At 46.3% G+C, this 17,601-nt stretch carries 20 protein-coding genes; 10 read left to right on the top strand and 10 right to left on the bottom strand.

Translation table 11 applies throughout. The features are described from left to right. Nucleotides 1-74: 74 nt before the first annotated feature. Together AAE250_RS15000 and rprY are read left to right on the top strand one after the other, a co-directional pair. The gene (locus tag AAE250_RS15000; RefSeq protein ID WP_294598308.1) at nt 75-1,613 is read left to right on the top strand and encodes a sensor histidine kinase; all 1,539 of its coding nucleotides are present in this window, start codon (nt 75-77) and stop codon (nt 1,611-1,613) included. Nucleotides 1,614-1,618: 5 nt separating this feature from the next. Next, nucleotides 1,619-2,320: a response regulator transcription factor RprY gene (gene rprY, locus AAE250_RS14995; RefSeq protein ID WP_294598305.1), complete on the top strand. Its 702-nt coding sequence runs from the start codon at nt 1,619-1,621 to the stop codon at nt 2,318-2,320. An 81-nt stretch (nt 2,321-2,401) separates the two neighbouring features. Here the strand turns inward: rprY and AAE250_RS14990 are convergent, their stop codons facing one another. Then, nucleotides 2,402-2,578 carry a hypothetical protein gene (locus AAE250_RS14990; protein ID WP_294598302.1) on the bottom strand — a complete coding sequence of 59 codons (177 nt, stop codon included), beginning with the start codon at nt 2,576-2,578 and terminating at the stop codon, nt 2,402-2,404. A 148-nt stretch (nt 2,579-2,726) separates the two neighbouring features. Further along, nucleotides 2,727-3,173 (bottom strand): MarR family winged helix-turn-helix transcriptional regulator, encoded by a 447-nt coding sequence (locus tag AAE250_RS14985; protein ID WP_294598300.1) that lies wholly within the window; start codon nt 3,171-3,173, stop codon nt 2,727-2,729. Nucleotides 3,174-3,409: 236 nt separating this feature from the next. Between AAE250_RS14985 and rpsF the strand changes: the two genes are divergently transcribed. From rpsF to rplI, 3 genes are read left to right on the top strand one after another with little or no spacing between them, the layout of a single operon-like run. Further along, complete coding sequence (gene rpsF, locus AAE250_RS14980; RefSeq protein WP_294598297.1) at nt 3,410-3,754, top strand: 30S ribosomal protein S6; 345 nt, start codon at nt 3,410-3,412, stop codon at nt 3,752-3,754. A gap of 2 nt (nt 3,755-3,756) precedes the next feature. Continuing rightward, nucleotides 3,757-4,029, top strand: coding sequence for a 30S ribosomal protein S18 (rpsR, locus tag AAE250_RS14975; RefSeq protein WP_004288442.1), 273 nt, complete (start codon nt 3,757-3,759; stop codon nt 4,027-4,029). Between the two features lie 15 nt (nt 4,030-4,044). Further along, the gene (rplI, locus tag AAE250_RS14970) at nt 4,045-4,494 is read left to right on the top strand and encodes a 50S ribosomal protein L9 (protein ID WP_294598295.1); all 450 of its coding nucleotides are present in this window, start codon (nt 4,045-4,047) and stop codon (nt 4,492-4,494) included. Between the two features lie 68 nt (nt 4,495-4,562). Here the strand turns inward: rplI and AAE250_RS14965 are convergent, their stop codons facing one another. The 5 genes from AAE250_RS14965 to AAE250_RS14945 form a co-directional block, all read right to left on the bottom strand. After that, entirely contained in the window at nt 4,563-5,273 is a 711-nt protein-coding gene (locus tag AAE250_RS14965; protein ID WP_294598293.1) for a hypothetical protein, read from the bottom strand. 50 nt (nt 5,274-5,323) lie between these two features. Further along, nucleotides 5,324-6,055 (bottom strand): hypothetical protein, encoded by a 732-nt coding sequence (locus AAE250_RS14960; protein WP_294598290.1) that lies wholly within the window; start codon nt 6,053-6,055, stop codon nt 5,324-5,326. A 114-nt stretch (nt 6,056-6,169) separates the two neighbouring features. Beyond that, nucleotides 6,170-6,415 carry an RNA recognition motif domain-containing protein gene (locus AAE250_RS14955; RefSeq protein WP_294598287.1) on the bottom strand — a complete coding sequence of 82 codons (246 nt, stop codon included), beginning with the start codon at nt 6,413-6,415 and terminating at the stop codon, nt 6,170-6,172. A gap of 321 nt (nt 6,416-6,736) precedes the next feature. Beyond that, nucleotides 6,737-6,952 carry a hypothetical protein gene (locus AAE250_RS14950; protein WP_294598283.1) on the bottom strand — a complete coding sequence of 72 codons (216 nt, stop codon included), beginning with the start codon at nt 6,950-6,952 and terminating at the stop codon, nt 6,737-6,739. A gap of 160 nt (nt 6,953-7,112) precedes the next feature. Continuing rightward, complete coding sequence (locus AAE250_RS14945) at nt 7,113-8,786, bottom strand: long-chain fatty acid--CoA ligase (protein ID WP_294598280.1); 1,674 nt, start codon at nt 8,784-8,786, stop codon at nt 7,113-7,115. An 85-nt stretch (nt 8,787-8,871) separates the two neighbouring features. Between AAE250_RS14945 and mtaB the strand changes: the two genes are divergently transcribed. Genes mtaB through AAE250_RS14920 form a run of 5 tightly spaced genes read left to right on the top strand, consistent with a single transcriptional unit; the run spans nt 8,872 to nt 13,451 of the window. Then, complete coding sequence (gene mtaB, locus AAE250_RS14940) at nt 8,872-10,194, top strand: tRNA (N(6)-L-threonylcarbamoyladenosine(37)-C(2))-methylthiotransferase MtaB (protein WP_342289147.1); 1,323 nt, start codon at nt 8,872-8,874, stop codon at nt 10,192-10,194. Between the two features lie 5 nt (nt 10,195-10,199). Beyond that, nucleotides 10,200-11,099 carry a lysophospholipid acyltransferase family protein gene (locus AAE250_RS14935; protein ID WP_294598273.1) on the top strand — a complete coding sequence of 300 codons (900 nt, stop codon included), beginning with the start codon at nt 10,200-10,202 and terminating at the stop codon, nt 11,097-11,099. Further along, complete coding sequence (locus AAE250_RS14930) at nt 11,092-12,108, top strand: glycosyltransferase family 2 protein (RefSeq protein ID WP_294598270.1); 1,017 nt, start codon at nt 11,092-11,094, stop codon at nt 12,106-12,108. The genes AAE250_RS14935 and AAE250_RS14930 overlap by 8 nt, the downstream gene beginning before the upstream one ends. Before the next feature lie 23 nt (nt 12,109-12,131). Further along, entirely contained in the window at nt 12,132-12,650 is a 519-nt protein-coding gene (locus tag AAE250_RS14925) for a methylglyoxal synthase (RefSeq protein WP_294598268.1), read from the top strand. A gap of 21 nt (nt 12,651-12,671) precedes the next feature. Then, the gene (locus tag AAE250_RS14920) at nt 12,672-13,451 is read left to right on the top strand and encodes a 3-keto-disaccharide hydrolase (protein WP_294598265.1); all 780 of its coding nucleotides are present in this window, start codon (nt 12,672-12,674) and stop codon (nt 13,449-13,451) included. 39 nt (nt 13,452-13,490) lie between these two features. On the opposite strand, the gene AAE250_RS14915 is transcribed toward AAE250_RS14920, so the two are convergent. The 3 genes from AAE250_RS14915 to AAE250_RS14905 form a co-directional block, all read right to left on the bottom strand. After that, nucleotides 13,491-13,817 carry a PD-(D/E)XK nuclease family transposase gene (locus AAE250_RS14915; RefSeq protein ID WP_446715763.1) on the bottom strand — a complete coding sequence of 109 codons (327 nt, stop codon included), beginning with the start codon at nt 13,815-13,817 and terminating at the stop codon, nt 13,491-13,493. 556 nt (nt 13,818-14,373) lie between these two features. Beyond that, nucleotides 14,374-14,736 carry a dihydroneopterin aldolase gene (folB, locus tag AAE250_RS14910; RefSeq protein WP_294598262.1) on the bottom strand — a complete coding sequence of 121 codons (363 nt, stop codon included), beginning with the start codon at nt 14,734-14,736 and terminating at the stop codon, nt 14,374-14,376. A 161-nt stretch (nt 14,737-14,897) separates the two neighbouring features. Beyond that, on the bottom strand, nt 14,898-17,591 hold the full coding sequence (locus tag AAE250_RS14905; RefSeq protein ID WP_294598259.1) for a 4-alpha-glucanotransferase: 2,694 nt from the start codon (nt 17,589-17,591) through the stop codon (nt 14,898-14,900). Nucleotides 17,592-17,601: the final 10 nt, after the last annotated feature.

The raw sequence follows: 17,601 nt of genomic DNA, 5'->3' as shown, positions 1-17,601 counted from the left end.
AATTTACGAGAACGTCCGGTTAAATCAGGTTAATTTGTTAGGAGTGTTAATTAGGGAGTGTTAATTTTGTGACTATGAAAAAGTCAACTATATGGATATTAGGCGTCGTGATGGGTCTTTCCTTCCTCAGTTTGCTGTATCTTCAGATCAGCTACATTGAGGAAATGGTGAAGATGCGTAACGAGCAATTTGATGAATCGGTGAAGCGCGCATTGATGGCTGCTTCCAAAGATGTGGAGTCCGCGGAGGTTGACCGTTGGTTGCGGGAGGATATATCCGAGGAGGAGAAGAAGGCGTGGGAACAGTCGCAAAGCGGTGGTGGAATTGTGCAGACCCAACGGTTTATGATGGCATCGCCGGATGGCTCTCATTCTACTATCGAGCTGAAGACTTTCAGCAGTGAACCTTCAGAACTACCCAGGGCTATGATCTCGCGCAAGCATGGAACGAAAACAATTCCCCAGACTTCGCGTTCGCAGATCGAGATGGTCAAAAACCGTTATCTCTATCAGCGTGCATTGGTCGATGAGGTGGTTTTCCAGATGATTTATCGCGCCAGTGACAAGCCGATTGCAGAGCGTGTTAATTTCAAAAACCTGGATCAGTATCTGAAGGCGGGATTGCTCGACAACGGTATTGATCTGGACTATCACTTCCGGGTGATAGACCGGGACGGCAGGGAGGTATACCGCTGTTCGGACTATAGTGATGAAGGGAGCGAAAGTTCCTATTCGCAACCGCTATTCCTGAACGATCCGCCTGCACGTATGAGTATCGTCAAGATACACTTCCCGGGTAAGAGGGATTATATTTTCGACTCGGTAGGCTTCATGATACCGTCGATGATATTCACCTTCGTACTACTGATAACGTTCATCTTCACAATTTATATTGTGTTCCGCCAAAAGAAGCTGACGGAGATGAAGAATGACTTTATCAACAACATGACGCACGAGTTTAAGACGCCGATTTCGACAATTTCGTTGGCGGCGCAGATGCTGAAAGACCCGGCTGTGGGCAAGTCTCCAGCTATGTTCCAGCATATATCGGGTGTCATTAATGATGAAACGAAACGATTAAGGTTCCAAGTCGAAAAAGTGCTTCAGATGTCAATGTTCGATCGTCAGAAGGCCGCTTTGAAGATGAAAGAACTGGATGCCAATGAACTGATAACGGGTGTTATCAATACGTTTACATTGAAAGTGGAACGTTACAACGGAAAGATTGAGTCGGAACTCAGTGCTACGGACCCGGTTATCTTTGCAGATGAAATGCATATTACTAACGTGATTTTCAACCTCATGGACAATGCAGTGAAGTACAAACGTCCGGATGCCGATCTGCTGCTGGTTGTGAAGACTTGGAATGAACCGGGTAAGTTGATGATTTCTGTCCAGGATAACGGCATTGGTATCAAGAAAGAGAATTTGAAGAAGATATTTGATAAGTTCTATCGCGTGCATACAGGTAATCTGCACGATGTGAAGGGCTTCGGCTTGGGACTGGCTTATGTGAGGAAGATTATCCTCGATCATAAGGGAACTATCCGGGCAGAGAGCGAACTGAACGTAGGAACTAAATTTATTATTGCATTACCTTTATTAAAAAATTGATTGATATGGACGAGAAACTGCGTATTTTATTGTGCGAAGATGATGAAAATCTTGGCATGCTTTTAAGAGAATATTTACAGGCGAAAGGTTATGCTGCCGAGTTATATCCTGATGGAGAAGCCGGATACAAGGCTTTCCTGAAGAATAAGTATGACTTGTGCGTATTCGATGTAATGATGCCGAAGAAAGACGGATTTACATTGGCACAGGAAGTGCGTGCAGCAAACGCTGAAATTCCTATTATCTTCCTGACAGCCAAAACGCTGAAGGATGATATCCTGGAAGGTTTCAAAATCGGTGCTGATGATTACATCACCAAGCCCTTCAGTATGGAAGAGTTGACTTTCAGAATCGAAGCTATCTTGAGACGTGTTCGTGGCAAGAAGAATAAGGAAAGCAACATCTATAAGATTGGTAAGTTTACATTCGACACACAGAAACAGATTCTGTCTACTGCCGAGAAACAGACCAAGCTGACTACTAAGGAGTCTGAGTTGTTAGGGCTGCTTTGTGCACATGCCAACGAAATCCTGCAGCGTGACTTCGCGTTGAAGACCATCTGGATTGATGACAACTATTTCAATGCCCGTAGTATGGACGTGTATATCACGAAACTGCGTAAGCACTTGAAAGAGGACGATTCTATCGAGATCATCAACATCCACGGAAAAGGATATAAACTGATTACTCCGGAAGCTGAGGCCTGATAAGCCTCGGTTCTCCGGCGGGAGGGAAATAAAAAAGGCGGTTGCAATGCAATCGCCTTTTTTATTTCTTTTCTTTTGGTATCAATCTGCAATTCGTTTGTTGATGGCGATGTAAGAAATCAATCCTACTACTACCAAAACAGCCGATGTACCTAAAATAGCATTGTTGTTAACATTGCCGGTGAAAGAACATGCAACCAGGATTACAGCTCCTATCACGATTAATACCAAGCCCAGATTTTTTAATAAGCCTTTCATGTGTGTGTATTTTAATAGATTATTATTCTCTTTTGTATTCTTGTCACAAAGAAAAGCATAATTCTTTAAGAAGCGAAATTATTTTTGCAAAAAAACTATTATTCAACGTAAATAGTCTGTTTGGCAGCCTCTTTGTGTACTGTTCCCGTTAATCTTTAGTATTGAAAAATATCTTTCTGAGGACTTCCTGGCTCACCTTGATTTCTTCGAGAGTGACGCCTTGCAGAGCTTCTTTGAGAGTTTGGTTGGCAATGACACGTGCACGTTCTTCCAGTTCTTTTCCGTCTTTGGTCAGGTGGATCAGGTTGGTGCGGCGGTCTTTTTTGTCCGATATGCGCACCACAAGATGCTGGCGCTCCATGTTGTCGATGAGGCGCGTCATGCTGGGTTTGTCTTTGAAAGTTGCATTACACAACTCTTGTTGCGTCACTCCGTCTTTCTCCCACAAGAAGATGAGGACGGTCCACTGTTCCGGAGTGATTTCCAGGCCGTTCTGCCGGAAGTTGCGGGACAGTTTGCGGTTGATGGCAGCTGAAACCTTGCCGTTCAGGATGGCAAAGATAAGTCGGATGTCAAAGTTGAATTGCTCTATCATGAAATTATTGTTTAAACAACTTTGCAAAGATAGTGCAAGCTGAAGACAATACAAAATAAGCTGGCTTATTTTTATTGTTGAAGCGAAGCCTATCTTATTTAAAGATACTTCTCTTCCGCGATAAATCCTATATCGGGACACAAAAAAACATTAAATGTTTGTAGTTCAAAATAAAATGCCTACCTTTGCACCCGCAATTTAATAAACAAATAATTTATTTATTTAATTAAACGAGTATGAATCAATACGAAACCGTTTTCATTTTAACTCCCGTTTTGTCTGATGTTCAGATGAAGGAAGCGGTAGAAAAATTCAAAGGCATCCTTACTGCTGAAGGTGCTGAGATTGTAAATGAAGAAAACTGGGGACTGAAAAAGCTGGCTTATCCAATCCAGAAGAAGTCAACCGGTTTCTATCAGCTGATTGAGTTCAATGCAGAACCTACTGTCATTGATAAATTGGAAGTAAACTTCCGTCGTGACGAGCGCGTGATCCGTTTCTTGACTTTCAAGCAAGACAAGTATGCTGCTGAATATGCTGCGAAGAGAAGAAGTGTTAAATCAACTAAAAAGGAGGATTAATCATGGCACAACAAGTTCAATCAGAAATCAGATATTTAACTCCGCCCTCAGTAGACGTTAAGAAGAAAAAATACTGCCGTTTCAAAAAGAGCGGTATTAAGTACATCGACTACAAAGATCCCGAATTCTTGAAGAAATTCTTGAATGAGCAAGGTAAGATCCTTCCGCGTCGTATTACAGGTACTTCTTTGAAGTTCCAACGTCGTGTAGCTCAAGCTGTGAAGAGAGCACGCCACTTGGCGTTGCTGCCCTATGTAACTGACATGATGAAATAATAGGAGGAGGAAAGTATGGAAATTATATTGAAAGAAGACATTGTAAATTTGGGTTATAAGAACGATATCGTAACGGTTAAGTCCGGTTATGGTCGTAACTACCTCATCCCCACTGGTAAAGCTGTTATTGCTTCACCTGCTGCAAAGAAAATGTTGGCTGAAGACTTGAAGCAACGTGCTCACAAGTTGGAGAAAATCAAAAAGGATGCTGAAGAACTGGCTGCTAAGCTGGAAGGCGTATCATTGAAGATCGCTACTAAGGTTAGCTCTACCGGTACTATCTTCGGCTCTGTTGGTAACATCCAGATTGCAGAAGAGTTGGCTAAATTGGGTCACAACGTAGATCGTAAGATTATCGTTGTTAAGGACGCAGTGAAAGAAGTTGGTAACTACAAAGCTATCGTTAAACTGCATAAGGAAGTTTCCGTAGAAATTCCTTTCGAAGTAGTTGCTGAAGAAGCATAATCAAACTTCATATATATTGAAAAGCCCGGCTTCCGATAAGAAAGCCGGGCTTTTTGTTTCCCTATTGCTTAATTATATTCTTTGTCAATAGCGGCAATGGTTTCATCAATTAGTTTTAAGTGATAGTTGTACGTAATGTACGGATCATCATGTATCTGAGCAATTTGTCGTATGGCAGCATAACCTTCTGTGAGGTGGAAAATGAAGTCCCAGGTTTCTTTTAGCGTGTTATTTTCATTCGTAAATTTCTGAAAATCTTGTCGGGTGCTAAATTTTTCTATCACATTATCTTTTGTTTCAGAATAGCCTTCGTAAAACAGATGCGAACTCTTTATTGTGGCGTATGCCTCAATAATTTGGACGACAAGTTCTTTGTTGCTGATATTTTGCATCAGAGAAGATGCTCTGAGCATTTCTATGGCGTCAGTGACCGGAAGAAAATCTCTTGATTTGAAAGGAAGATAGCCGTAATAGTTCAGTGAGTCTGCGGATGCTTCATCCATTTTATCCTTAAATTGGAGCAGATAGCGTGCGCCTTTTTTATTAGACACTTCCATTTCCATCATTTCCCCTATGATCTCTTTATTTATAAGTAATTCGCTCTTTACCAACTGCAAAGCTTGCGTCACTTCCTTTTTCTTATTGTGTTCTTCTATCATGTCACTCCCTACGAAAGTGATAATGATGCCCAACACTACCGCAACAAAGTTGCAGATAAAATCTCCCATTCGTTTTGTGGCGGTAGGAGAGGTGATGATTTCCTTCAGTTTTTTTCCCATGTGTTTTTATAGTAATTTATAGTGGAATAGCCTGTTTCGACTGATTCCGGTTATTTACATTCCTCTTCAATGGCTGCGATTGCTTCATCGATTTTTTCTATACTTGCCTGGTAGATGCGCGGACTTTGTATATTGGGGATTGCTTGAAGGAGTTGTAAACCTTCCGGCTGGGTGTACAGCAAATGAAGTTGTTGCTCAAATTCGCTTTCCATGTCCCGGGCCTTTTCTCTTTGTTTCGTCAGGCTGTATGAAAGGGCCTTTACTTTCGGGTTGTCATTGAACTCATTTTGTACCTGGTCTTTTACATTACTATATTTGTCGAAAGAAACTTCGGCAGCCTTTATTGCTCCGTAGACTTTCATTATTTGCAAGGCAAGTTCCTTATTTTGTATTTTCTGAATGAGTGCAGATGCTTTGAGCATTTCCATGGCATCGCTGGTGAACGTGAATTTACTCCACTGAAAGGGGAGCGGGAAATATTTGCGGATAGAATCCTGAGGCATTTCGGCCGGATTATCTTTATGCTCAAAAAGGTAATTCGCGGCGTATTGTTCCAATACTATTCTGTCTCTCAGGGCTTCCATTTCTTCCCTGTTCAGGAGGAGTTCGCTTTTTACCAGTTGCAGAGATTTCTTTATTTCCTTTTGGGTGTTTCGTTCCGTAATCCAGTCACTACCTGCAAAGGTGATGATGATACCCAATACTACGGCAATGAAGTTGCGGAAGAAATCACCGAATTTATATTCTGTGCTGATTCGTTTTATCTTTTCTGTTGTTTTCATATTTTATAAGTGTATAAGGGTTCTTGTGTCAAAGATAAGGAAAATCTGTAAAAAGCAAAAGGGACATACCCTAAATATAGGATATGTCCCTTGCTTTATTATCAGCCTATAGGCTTAGTTCTTCGGCAACGCTTCTTTAACTACCATCTGGCGGCCTGCGTATTCTGCTCCGTGCAATTCAGAGATTGCGTGCTGAGCTTCAGCTGTTTCAGGCATATCTACAAAAGCAAAGCCTTTTGATCTTTTTGTGTCACGGTCAACGATCAGTTTAACTGAATCTACTGTTCCATACTCTTCCATTACTTGTCTCAAATCTGATTCCTTAACTCTGTAGCTAAGGTTTCCAACATACATATTCATAAATACAAAAAATAAAAAATTAATAATTCAATAAAGGATTCTTAGGAAGTTGTAGTCAGAAATGAAAATTCTCAATGTGGTTAATCGAGTAGTAACATAATGAAACGCAGATCGTAATAAACCTCTTATTGTTTTGATTGATGCAAAGGAACGACTTTAAATCGGATATTGCACTATACCTTACTACTTTTCTTTTACTTTATACTCCTTTTTGTGAAATAAGGTCAATACTTAACACTTGATGCTTGCAGTAGGGCATAAAAAAAAGTCTGGTGTGCTTGTTGCACGTCAGACTTTCAATTCTCTCGAGTGTTACTGAAATTATTCAGCTACAACTGCTGCGCTATCTACTGCTACAGTGTCAGCTTCAGCTGCTGCTGCGGCTGCTGCCTCAGCTGCTGCTGCTTCTACAGCTGCGATTGAATCAGCGATACGGATTGAATCTGCAGTTGCTTGTTCAGCGTTAGCTGCTTTGTTACCACATGATGCGAAAGATACTGCTACGATAGCTACAGCCATCAAAACTAATTTTTTCATTTTCGTTGCTTTTTTAAAAACGTAATACAATCAATTGCTTTATTAAAACGATGCAAAGGTATGCACTTTTTGAATATGTTGTTCTTAAAACCCCAACTTTTTTTATATTTTTTTTTGAAGAACGGCTGTTTATGTACTTATTTACATGTTATACAACATGTTAATCTTCCGCAATGCTATTGTATAAATACCTCTTGATGCTTCTTTTGGGCGTTTTCTCAAATTCTGTCGGATAAAGCTGAATCTGGCTTACCTTTTCGTAAGCGGCAACGCTGTTGTTCAGGTTCTTGAGGTTCTCGTCCATAATGGTTTTGAGGTTATCCGGTTGGTTCAGCCCAAGGGAGTCCAGCGCCTCGTAGTCGGCATAAACCAATGCAACCAACTTTTTATTTCGTTCGATGACAAGACTTTCCATAACGAAAGGCATATTGTTGAGTCGCGCTTCTATTTCTTCGGGGAAGATATTTTGACCGCTGGAACTGAGAATCATGGTTTTGCTACGTCCGCGGATAAAGAGATTATTGTTCTCGTCCATCGTACCCAGGTCACCGGTGCGCAGCCATCCGTCTTCGGTGAAGACTTCTTGGGTGGCTTCGGGGTTTTTATAGTAACCTGCCATGACATTTTCACCGCGCACTTGTATCTCGCCGAGTTGGTCATCCGGATGTTCTTTGTAGATTCGGGCTTCCAAAATATCAAGCACCCGTCCCGAGGAGGTGGGAACAAACTCATTCCACGGGGCATAGCTGATGAGGGGAGCGCATTCGGTCATGCCATAACCGATGGTGAACGGGAATTTGATGCGATAAAAGAACTCCTCCACTTCGGGATTCATGGCAGCGCCACCGATGATGACTTCCTTGAACCGTCCGCCCAGGGCATCGATCAGTTTTTTGCGGATTTGTCCGTATATCTGTCCGTCGAGTAGCGGAATGCTGAGTGCCCACTTCATGGACTTTTTGTTGATGATGGGCTGTATTACATTCTTATATATCTTTTCGATGACAAGGGGAACCGTGATAATCAGGTTCGGCTTTACTTCTTCGAAGGCTCTCATCAGTATTTTGGGAGAAGGGACTTTTCCCAACAGTGTGACATGTGTGCCCACGGCCGTAGCGGTGAGGAAGTCGAAAGCGCAGCCGTAGGCATGTGCCAACGGCAGGAAGGACAAAACCTTGTCTCCTTTTTTCAGTAACCCGGTGCGAATGCCGAATGTAACATTGCCTGCCAGGTTGTTACCTGTCAGCATCACGCCTTTGCTGAAGCCAGTAGTGCCGGAAGTGTAGTTCAGCAGCATCACTTTGTCGTTGGATAAGTCAGTGTAGGCGACGTCTTCCCGGCGGAAACCTTCGGGATATATTTCAGTCATCTCATCATTCAGATGTTTGATGAAGCGTTGGATGGTTTCTCCGTCGCGCTGGTACAGACAGCGGAAGTCGGTCAGCGAAAATACGCCCCGCAACCCGGTGAGGCGTTCTTCTTCCAGGTGCTCCCAAATGGTGTCGCTGGTGAAGAGGAATACGGATTCGGAATGATTGACGATGTGATGTACATCATTCGGGTTGAAATCCTGCAAGATGGGGACCACGATGCCACCGTAAGTGATGGTAGCCATATAGGCGATGCACCAGCGGGCATTGTTCTTGCCGATAACGGCTATCTTGTCACCGCGGCGCAGTTGGCAATGTTTAAAAAGCAGATGCAGTCTGGCTATCTCTTGCGCCACCTGGCCATAAGTATAACTTTCGTTTTCTCCATAATCCGTGTAGCAGGGAAGGTCCCAGTTTTCGCGGAAGCTATATTCGTATAGTTTGATAAAGTTTTCTTGTATCATTGCACATTTTATTGATGAGTGTGCAAAAGTAGGGAAAATAGATTAATAATATGTATCTTTGTAGCCAAAATGTGTTTATAAGCTCATGATAGATACCAATATATTTCAAGATAAGACGGCGGTTTACTATACGTTGGGGTGCAAACTGAACTTTTCGGAAACCTCCACTATCGGTAAAATTCTTCGGGAAGCAGGCGTGCGCACGGCGCGCAAGGGTGAGAAAGCGGATATTTGCGTGGTGAATACCTGTTCGGTGACAGAAGTGGCGGACAAGAAGTGCCGCCAGGCCATTCATAAACTGGTGAAGCAACATCCCGGAGCCTTCGTTGTAGTGACCGGCTGCTACGCACAACTGAAACCGGACACGGTGGCAAAGATAGAAGGTGTGGACATTGTTCTTGGTGCCGAGCAGAAGAAGGATCTGCTTCAATACCTGGGCAATCTGCAAAAACACGAAACCGGAGAGGCTTATACTTCCGCCTTGAAGGACATCCGTTCGTTTGCCCCTTCGTGTTCGCGCGGTGACCGTACACGTTTCTTCCTGAAGGTGCAGGACGGTTGCGATTATTACTGTTTCTACTGTACCATACCTTTTGCCCGCGGCCGCAGCCGCAACGGCACTATTGCCTCCATGGTAGAACAAGCCCGCCAGGCCGCCGCCGAGGGAGGAAAAGAAATTGTACTGACCGGTGTCAACATCGGCGACTTCGGAAAGACTACCGGAGAGACTTTCTTCGACTTGGTGAAGGCATTGGACGAAGTGGAAGGCATCGAACGCTACCGCATTTCCTCCATCGAGCCCAATCTGCTGACGGATGAAATCATAGAATATGTGTCGCACTCCCGTCGTTTCATGCCCCATTTCCATATCCCGTTGCAGTCGGGTAGCGACGAAGTGCTGAAGTTGATGCGTCGCCGGTACGATACGGCGCTGTTTGCTTCGAAGATAAAGAAGATAAAGGAGGTGATGCCCGATTCTTTCATCGGGGTGGACGTCATTGTCGGCACCCGTGGAGAGACGGAAGAACTCTTTGAACAGGCTTATGAGTTTATCAAGAGTCTGGACGTGACGCAACTCCATGTGTTCAGTTACTCGGAACGTCCCGGTACGCAGGCTTTGAAGATAGAGCATGTGGTGACACCCGAAGAGAAACACCGCCGGAGTCAGCGCCTGCTTGAACTTTCGGACGGGAAAACACGTGCTTTCTACGCCCGCCACATCGGGCAGGCGATGCCTGTGCTGCTGGAACGTCCTAAACCGGGATTGCCAATGCACGGTTTTACCCCCAACTATATCCGTGTGGAAGTGCCCCATGACGATACGCTGGACAATCAGGTTGTCTCCGTGCGCTTAGGCGATTTCAATGAAGATAATACTGCTTTGCAGGGAACGATACTTAGTGACTGAGGATTATGAAATCGAGACTACTCTATTGGTTGACTTACGCAGGCATGTGGCTCGTTGCATTGTTGCCTTTCCGGGCACTGTATGCGCTGTCCGACGGGTTGTATTTCCTGATGCGCCACGTTGTTCACTACCGCAAGAAGGTGGTACGCCGCAATCTTCGTAATTCTTTCCCTGAGAAATCCGAGGTCGAGTTGCGCGAGATAGAGCGTGAGTTCTACCATTATATTTGCGACTATATGCTGGAGGAGGTCAAGATGCTGCGTATCTCCTTTGAAGAGCTTTGCCGCCGGATGGAGTACAATAATAAAGAGCTCTTTCTCGATATGGTCGAGAAGCGCGGTGGCATCATTCTGCTCATTCCCCATTATGCCAACTTCGAATGGATTATAGGCATGGGCTCTATCATGCATCCGGGTGACCTTCCGGTTCAGGTATACAAACCACTCAGCAATAAGTATCTGGACGAGATGTTCAAACACATCCGTGCCCGCTTCGGTGGATATAACGTGCCCAAACACTCCACCGCCCGCGAAATGATAAAGTTGCGCCGCGAAAACAAGCGGATAGCCGTTGGCCTGATTACCGACCAGTCGCCCAATCGTAGCGAAGCGCATTATTGGACTACCTTCCTCAATCAGGATACCGTCTTTATGGATGGTGCCGAGCGCATTGCCAAAATGATGGACTTCCCCGTCTTTTATTGCGAGTTGCAGCGGGTGCGCAGAGGATATTGCAAAGTATCTTTCGACCTGATAACCGAAACCCCGAAGCAGACTGCCGAAGGAGAAATCACCGAATGTTTTGCCCGTCGCCTGGAGCAGACCATTCGCCGTGCCCCGGCTTATTGGTTCTGGTCGCATAAGCGTTGGAAAAACAAACGAAAAGATTCTATACATCATGGATAAGATAGCCGTCGTAATACTGAACTGGAACGGATGCGACATGCTCCGTTCATTTCTCCCCTCTGTTGTGCGCTTCTCCGAAGCCGACGGTGCGGCTGTGTACGTGGCCGATAATGGTTCTACGGATGCTTCGGTAGAAATGCTCCGTCGTGAATTTCCATCCGTCCGCCTGATACTGTTGGAGGAGAATTATGGCTTTGCCGATGGATATAATCTTGCATTGAAACAAGTGGAGGCAGAATATGTAGTGTTGCTCAATTCCGATGTCGAAGTGACCGAGCATTGGCTTGCACCACTTGCCGCCTATATGGACGCCCATCCCGAAGTGGCCGCTTGCCAGCCGAAGATACGCAGTTGGCGGCAAAAGAAGCAGTTCGAGTATGCCGGGGCTGCCGGCGGATTCCTCGACCGCTACGGATATCCTTTCTGCCGCGGGCGCATCCTGGGAGTGGTGGAAACAGACAAAGGCCAGTACGATACGATTCTTCCTATCTTTTGGGCTACGGGTGCCGCCCTGTTTATCCGCTTGAAGGAGTATCAGGAGGCAGGTGGGCTGGATGGTCGTTTCTTTGCCCACATGGAGGAGATTGATTTATGCTGGCGTCTCCGTGCACGCGGTCGGGGGATTGTATGCATCCCCCAGAGTGTAGTGTTTCATGTCGGCGGGGCTACTCTGAAGAAAGAGAATCCGCGCAAGACATTCCTTAATTTCCGTAACAACCTTGTAATGCTATATAAGAATCTTCCGCCGGAAGATTTGGCTACCGTCATGCGTACGCGTGCCGTGCTCGACTATGTGGCGGCTGCAAGTTTTCTGCTGAAAGGACAATTCCCCAATGCCTGGGCAGTGCTTCGTGCGCGTCGTGCCTTTGCCTCCCTTCGTGCCTCATTCTCAGCCTCCCGCGAAGAAAATTTGAAAAAAACTTGCCTTTCTGTGATACCCGAACGGACAAAAAACAGTATCTTGGCGCAGTTTTATTTGCATGGAAAGAAACTCTTTTCGCAACTATAAGACTTGTCTAAAGGCATTAGATTATGGAAAAATTAGTTAGAAAGATTGGATTAGTGGCGCACGACGCCATGAAGAAAGACCTCATCGAGTGGGTACTTTGGAACTCAGAACTGCTGATGGGGCACAAGTTTTACTGCACGGGTACCACCGGTACTCTTATCCTCGAAGCTCTCAAAGAGAAACATCCCGATGTAGAATGGGATTTCACCATCCTCAAATCAGGTCCCTTGGGCGGTGACCAGCAGATGGGTTCGCGCATTGTAGACGGAGAGATTGATTATCTTTTCTTCTTCACCGACCCTATGACCTTGCAGCCCCACGATACGGACGTAAAGGCGTTGACCCGTCTTGCCGGCGTAGAGAACATCGTCTTTTGCTGCAACCGCAGTACGGCGGACCATATCATTTCCAGTCCGTTGTTCCTCGATCCGACCTACGAACGTTCTGTCCCCGATTATACCACTTATACCAAGCGGTTTGCCAACAAGCCCGTGGTTGCCGAGGCGGTAGAATCGGCAAAGAAGCGCAAGCGGAAGAAATAATCCTCAAATCCTTATAAAACCATGAAAACACTTACAACTTTATTATTCGTTTTATTATGCTTGTCTTCCTGCTCTTCGCCGAAGAGTCAGCAGCAGGAAGAATGGGTTTCTCTTTTCAATGGAAAAGACCTGGAAGGCTGGACGGTCAAGATTAGCGGCTATCCCGTAGGTGAGAACTTCGGCAACACCTTCCGTGTGGAAGATGGTTTGCTGAAAGTGCGCTACGATGCGTATGGGGATGAATTCAACGACCGCTTCGGACACATCTTTACCGATAAGTCTTACTCCAGCTATAAGTTGCGCCTGGAGTATCGCTTTGTAGACGAACCGGTGAAAGGAGCTCCCGAGTGGGCACGCCTCAATAACGGCATCATGTTTCATGCGCAGACGCCCGAGAGTATGGAGAAAGACCAGTTCTTCCCCGTTTCCATAGAAGCCCAGTTGCTGGGTGGCGACGGAACCGGCGAGCCGCGTCCTACGGGAAGTGCATGCACTCCGGGCACTGAGATCGATGTTGATGGCAAACGCTATATCCCTCATACTTATGCCAGTCATGGAAAGACGTACGATGGCGATCAATGGGTAGACTTCGAGTTGGTGGTATATGCCGATAGCCTGGTGCATCATATTGTGAATGGCGATACTGTATTGACATATACCCACCTCGTCATTGGCGGTGAAGATGCAACTTCCACTCCCGAACTGCCTTTCGGTCCCCTGAAAGAGGGTAGGATAGCACTGCAATCGGAGAGCCATCCGACGGACTTCCGCAATATTGAGATAATGGAGATTAAAAAGTAGCGGAGATAGCTGTAAAGTGCAGCCCTGAGTTGCGGTACTTTACAGTTTTTCTATTTCTTCGGCAGAAAGGCCTGTGGCTTGTTGTATTACTTCTGCGGACATTTTCATACGCTTCAAGTTGCGTGCTGTTTCTTTCAATCCCTCCATACGGCCTTTGAAAGGCAATCTTTTGAGCGTTTCCATATTCTTAAGTACATAAATCCAACGTTCGAAGTCTGTTTCACAATTTTGCTCTTCCTTTGTGAAGGACGGCAGTTCTATAAAAATAAAACGCAGTTTGTCACTGAAAGGTTCGTTCGTATCGCGGTCTACAAGCCAAATGTCCGTGCGGAACTTGTGCGGGCGGTTATACTCCCGTTCCCATATAGGGAAACGCGCGTTCCCATAAGAGGAAACTGCAGTTCCTATAAGAGGAAACGCTCGTTCCCATTAGGAGAAACTGTCGTTCCCGCGCTCAGAAACGCTCGTTTCCTACGCTAGGAAACTGCAGCGTTCTTATTATCAGATGTTTACAGGATATATGTCATGCGGATTCATTCATGGTAATATTAAAGAGAGAAAATTATCATTTTACTACTTATTCAATAGACAAAGCGCCAAAAACAGCTATTTTTCGTGTTAATAGAAGTTATTTTGATACGTTCGCAGAAGTTTACATATGCATGGGATAAATGGCAGTATATAAACATGTTATATATAGAACAAGTTAAGTTTCTATCCCCTAAAAGCGTGCTGGTAACCATTTACCGTCACGCTACCTACACGGTTACCAGCACGCATTAAAATCATGGAAATCAATCAATTATACTCAGAAGTGACGGAGTGCTGGAAATATCATCAAAAACTATGTTTGTAGAAACAGCGTAAGCTGCGCTGTTAGTTTGCAGTAGCTGTTCAGGAAGGCTCCCGGTAACAGGGTGATTTAAGGGCGTTTGAATCGTATTTCCACGCCTGCGGCTTCGATATCCGCTCCCATAGGCGGGTTGCGTTTCGCCAGTTTCAGTTCTATTTCTTCTATTTGCGGAAAGTCGCGGAACAATCTGTCTATAATACGTCCGCTTACGTGTTCCAACAGCTTGGACGGAATGGCCATTTCTGCCTTTACTGCCTCATACACATCGGCATAGCTGACGGTATCTGCTACATCGTCCGTTTCGGCAGCACGCCGGATGTCGACCTGCAGGCGCAGGCTGACGGTGAACTCATTGCCTACTAAAGTCTCTTGTTCGCCTACGCCGTGATGGGCGAAGAAACGGATATTGTCTAAAAAGATGTAGCTACTCATAACGGGTGATTCTTTTTTGCAAACTTAGGGATATTTTACGGCTTAGGCAAGTATTGTGCAATCTGTTATTCAGAACGAAGCGAAGAATCTACTCTCTGTGCATATAAGAGAGTAGATTCTTCGCTTCGCTCTAAATGACGGGATGATAGCAAAAGCTATTTTTATCTTCCTGTTTGTTCTATCATTTCCTTTATCTTCTCATTCAGGCTTTCAGCTTTCATCAGCTGTTCCAGAGTGAGGTGCATACGCCAGCGCCAATAGTGCCGCGGGTTGGCGGGAATGTTGATGCGTTCTTCCTGCACATTGGGATTGCGCCACTTGCCGTCTATCGCCATCCAGTCCTGCAAGGAGAGGATGCAAAGGATGGAGTTGCTGTAGAGATGCGTGCGTACTACCTCTTCGCAAAGTTCGGGAGTGGCTACCGCCGGTGCCGTGCCGTAGTGTCCGAGCATGGTGTTGTAGAATCTTTGCGTCTGCTGGAAGTCCTCTTCCCACCAGCCGCGCAAGGTAGACATATCGTGCGTGGAAATGGTACAAACGGAACGGTACGGATACCAGTCGGGATGTCCGAATTCTTGTTTCGGGTCTTTCGGCATGCGCTGAATCTCTAAAGAGAGAATGCGCAGGTCGTTCATCACCCATGCCACGCAGTCGGGTATCATACCCAGGTCTTCACCACATACCAACATGCGGGTAGACTGCGTCAGTTGCGGCAACTTCTTCATGGCTTGCTGTCCCCAGAAGTCGTTGTGGCGATGGTAGTAATATTGGTCGTACAGACGGTTGAAAGCGGCTTTCTCCCAATCGTTCAGGGCGCGGTAGATGTAATCGTGCTGCACGCTGATACGGGGGTGGTATTTGTTCGGATCGTTGCGGTCGGGTACAAACAGCACGTCGCTGATCAGTGCGTACAAGCCGTCGCGAATCCAAACGCTGTCTTCATCCGTCTTTCCGGCGAAGTAGGCTTCTACTTTGCGCTGGGTGTCGAACTCCGGACGCATGCGGTAAATCTCCCAAGTCTCGGTCGGCTCAATGAAGGTCTGCTTCACATAATCGGTGTGCGGGCCGAACATCTGTCCGAGGAAGTACTCGTGGATATAGGGCTTCAGGAAGAAGTCTTCGCGGAATGCGAGTCCATAGCTTTCTATTTCTTCACGCGTCATAGGCAGAGCGGGAACGAATTGTCCCAACAAGCCGTGTACGGCATGCATCGGTATCTCCCAGATGCGGAAGAAGCCGAGGATATGGTCTATGCGGTAGGCGTCGAAGTATTCCGCCATCTTGCGGAAACGCTTCATCCACCAGGTGTAACCGTCTTTCTCCATTACGTCCCAGTTGTAGGTGGGGAAGCCCCAGTTCTGCCCGTTTACGGAGAAGTCATCGGGCGGTGCACCGGCTTGGCCGTTCAGGTTGAAGTAGTGCGGTTCCTTCCAGGCCTCCACGCTGTTGCGGCTGATGCCGATGGGGATATCGCCTTTCAGCACTACGCCGTTGGCGCGTGCATGCTGGGTGGCGGCAAGCAGTTGCAGGTGCAGGTTGAACTGGATGTAATAATAGATGGCTATGTGCGGATAATCGGCGGAATCCGGTTGACACAGTTTCTCTATTTCCTTGGCGTCGTAAGTGGTGTATTTAGGCCACTCGCGGAAGTTCGGTGTCTTATAGACGTCACGCAGATAGCTGAAGACGGCATACGGTTGCAGCCATTCCTTGTTGGCTTCATAGAAATCGTGGAAAGCTTTCGATGCCAGTGTCTTTTCGCCTTCTTGCTTGAAGATGAGGTGGAAGTATTCCCATTTCGTCCGGTTCACGGCTTCGTAGTCTACGGTAGGCAGGGCGTTCAACTCTTTCTGGCGCTTGTTGAAGTCGGCCATCAAGGCTTTGTCTTTGAGGTTGCCCAGCTGCTTCAGGTCGGCGTACATGGGGTGGAAGGCATAGATGGAGATACTGTTATAAGGATAAGAGTCTGTCCAGGTATGCGTCATGGTGGTGTCGTTGATAGGCAGGATTTGCACGGCTTTCTGATGGGTAGCGGCTGCCCAGTCTATCATGCGCTTCAGGTCGCCGAAGTCGCCCACACCGAAACTCTTCTCCGAGCGGAGGGAGAATACGGGTACGGCTACGCCGGAACCTTTCCAGGAAGGAAGGCTGAAGTAGACGTAACGGTCGCCGATGGCCAGTGTTTCGTTGGCGCCTGTCTGCGGGTCGGCCATGTAGCGGTTGGGGTTGTTCTCCCAAGCTACGGCACGGCGTTCTTTCTTATTATAAAGAATGAACTTGTACTCTAAAGGATAACTGATTTTGCCGGCGTCCAGTTCCACTTGCCATTCGGGGAAGTCGACATCGCTCATAAGGACGGCTTTGTCGGGATTCCAGTCGCCCAGTGATTTCTGGTTTCCGCAAAGTGCCAGACAGTGGTCGCCGTCGATGCAAGGCGCGTATGCCTTTATCAACAAGCCTTTCTTGTAGCTTTTGGGAGCGGCACTGCGTTCGCGGTGTGCCAGCAGGGATTCTGTAAAGGCGGAAGTGTAGAAATACTGTTGTTCCGGCAGGTTCTTCCAGCAGTCTTCGATGCGATAGATTTTCTTTGCGGTGCCTGATACGTGCAGCGTGCGTGGAAGGCTGTCCCACTCTGTACGTATAACTTTGTCATCGCAATAAATCTGGTAACTGTACTGAATAACCCCGCTTTCGGGTAGTTGGATATCCACTTCTGCGGTCCAATGAATTCCGTCTACAGTATGCAGGGGGGTAGCTTTGCCGGGTTGGTTGTTGCCAAGCTCCGGGATGGAACCCAGCACTCTGACCTCTTCGCCCCAACTGGTGCGGTACTCGATATTAAATAGTAGTATCATATATATTAGA

This window comes from Bacteroides sp. GD17, from assembly GCF_038448625.1.
Lineage (GTDB): Bacteria > Bacteroidota > Bacteroidia > Bacteroidales > Bacteroidaceae > Bacteroides.
The sequence above is the reverse complement of the archived record's forward strand: the minus strand, read 5'-3'. Positions and strand labels throughout refer to the sequence as shown.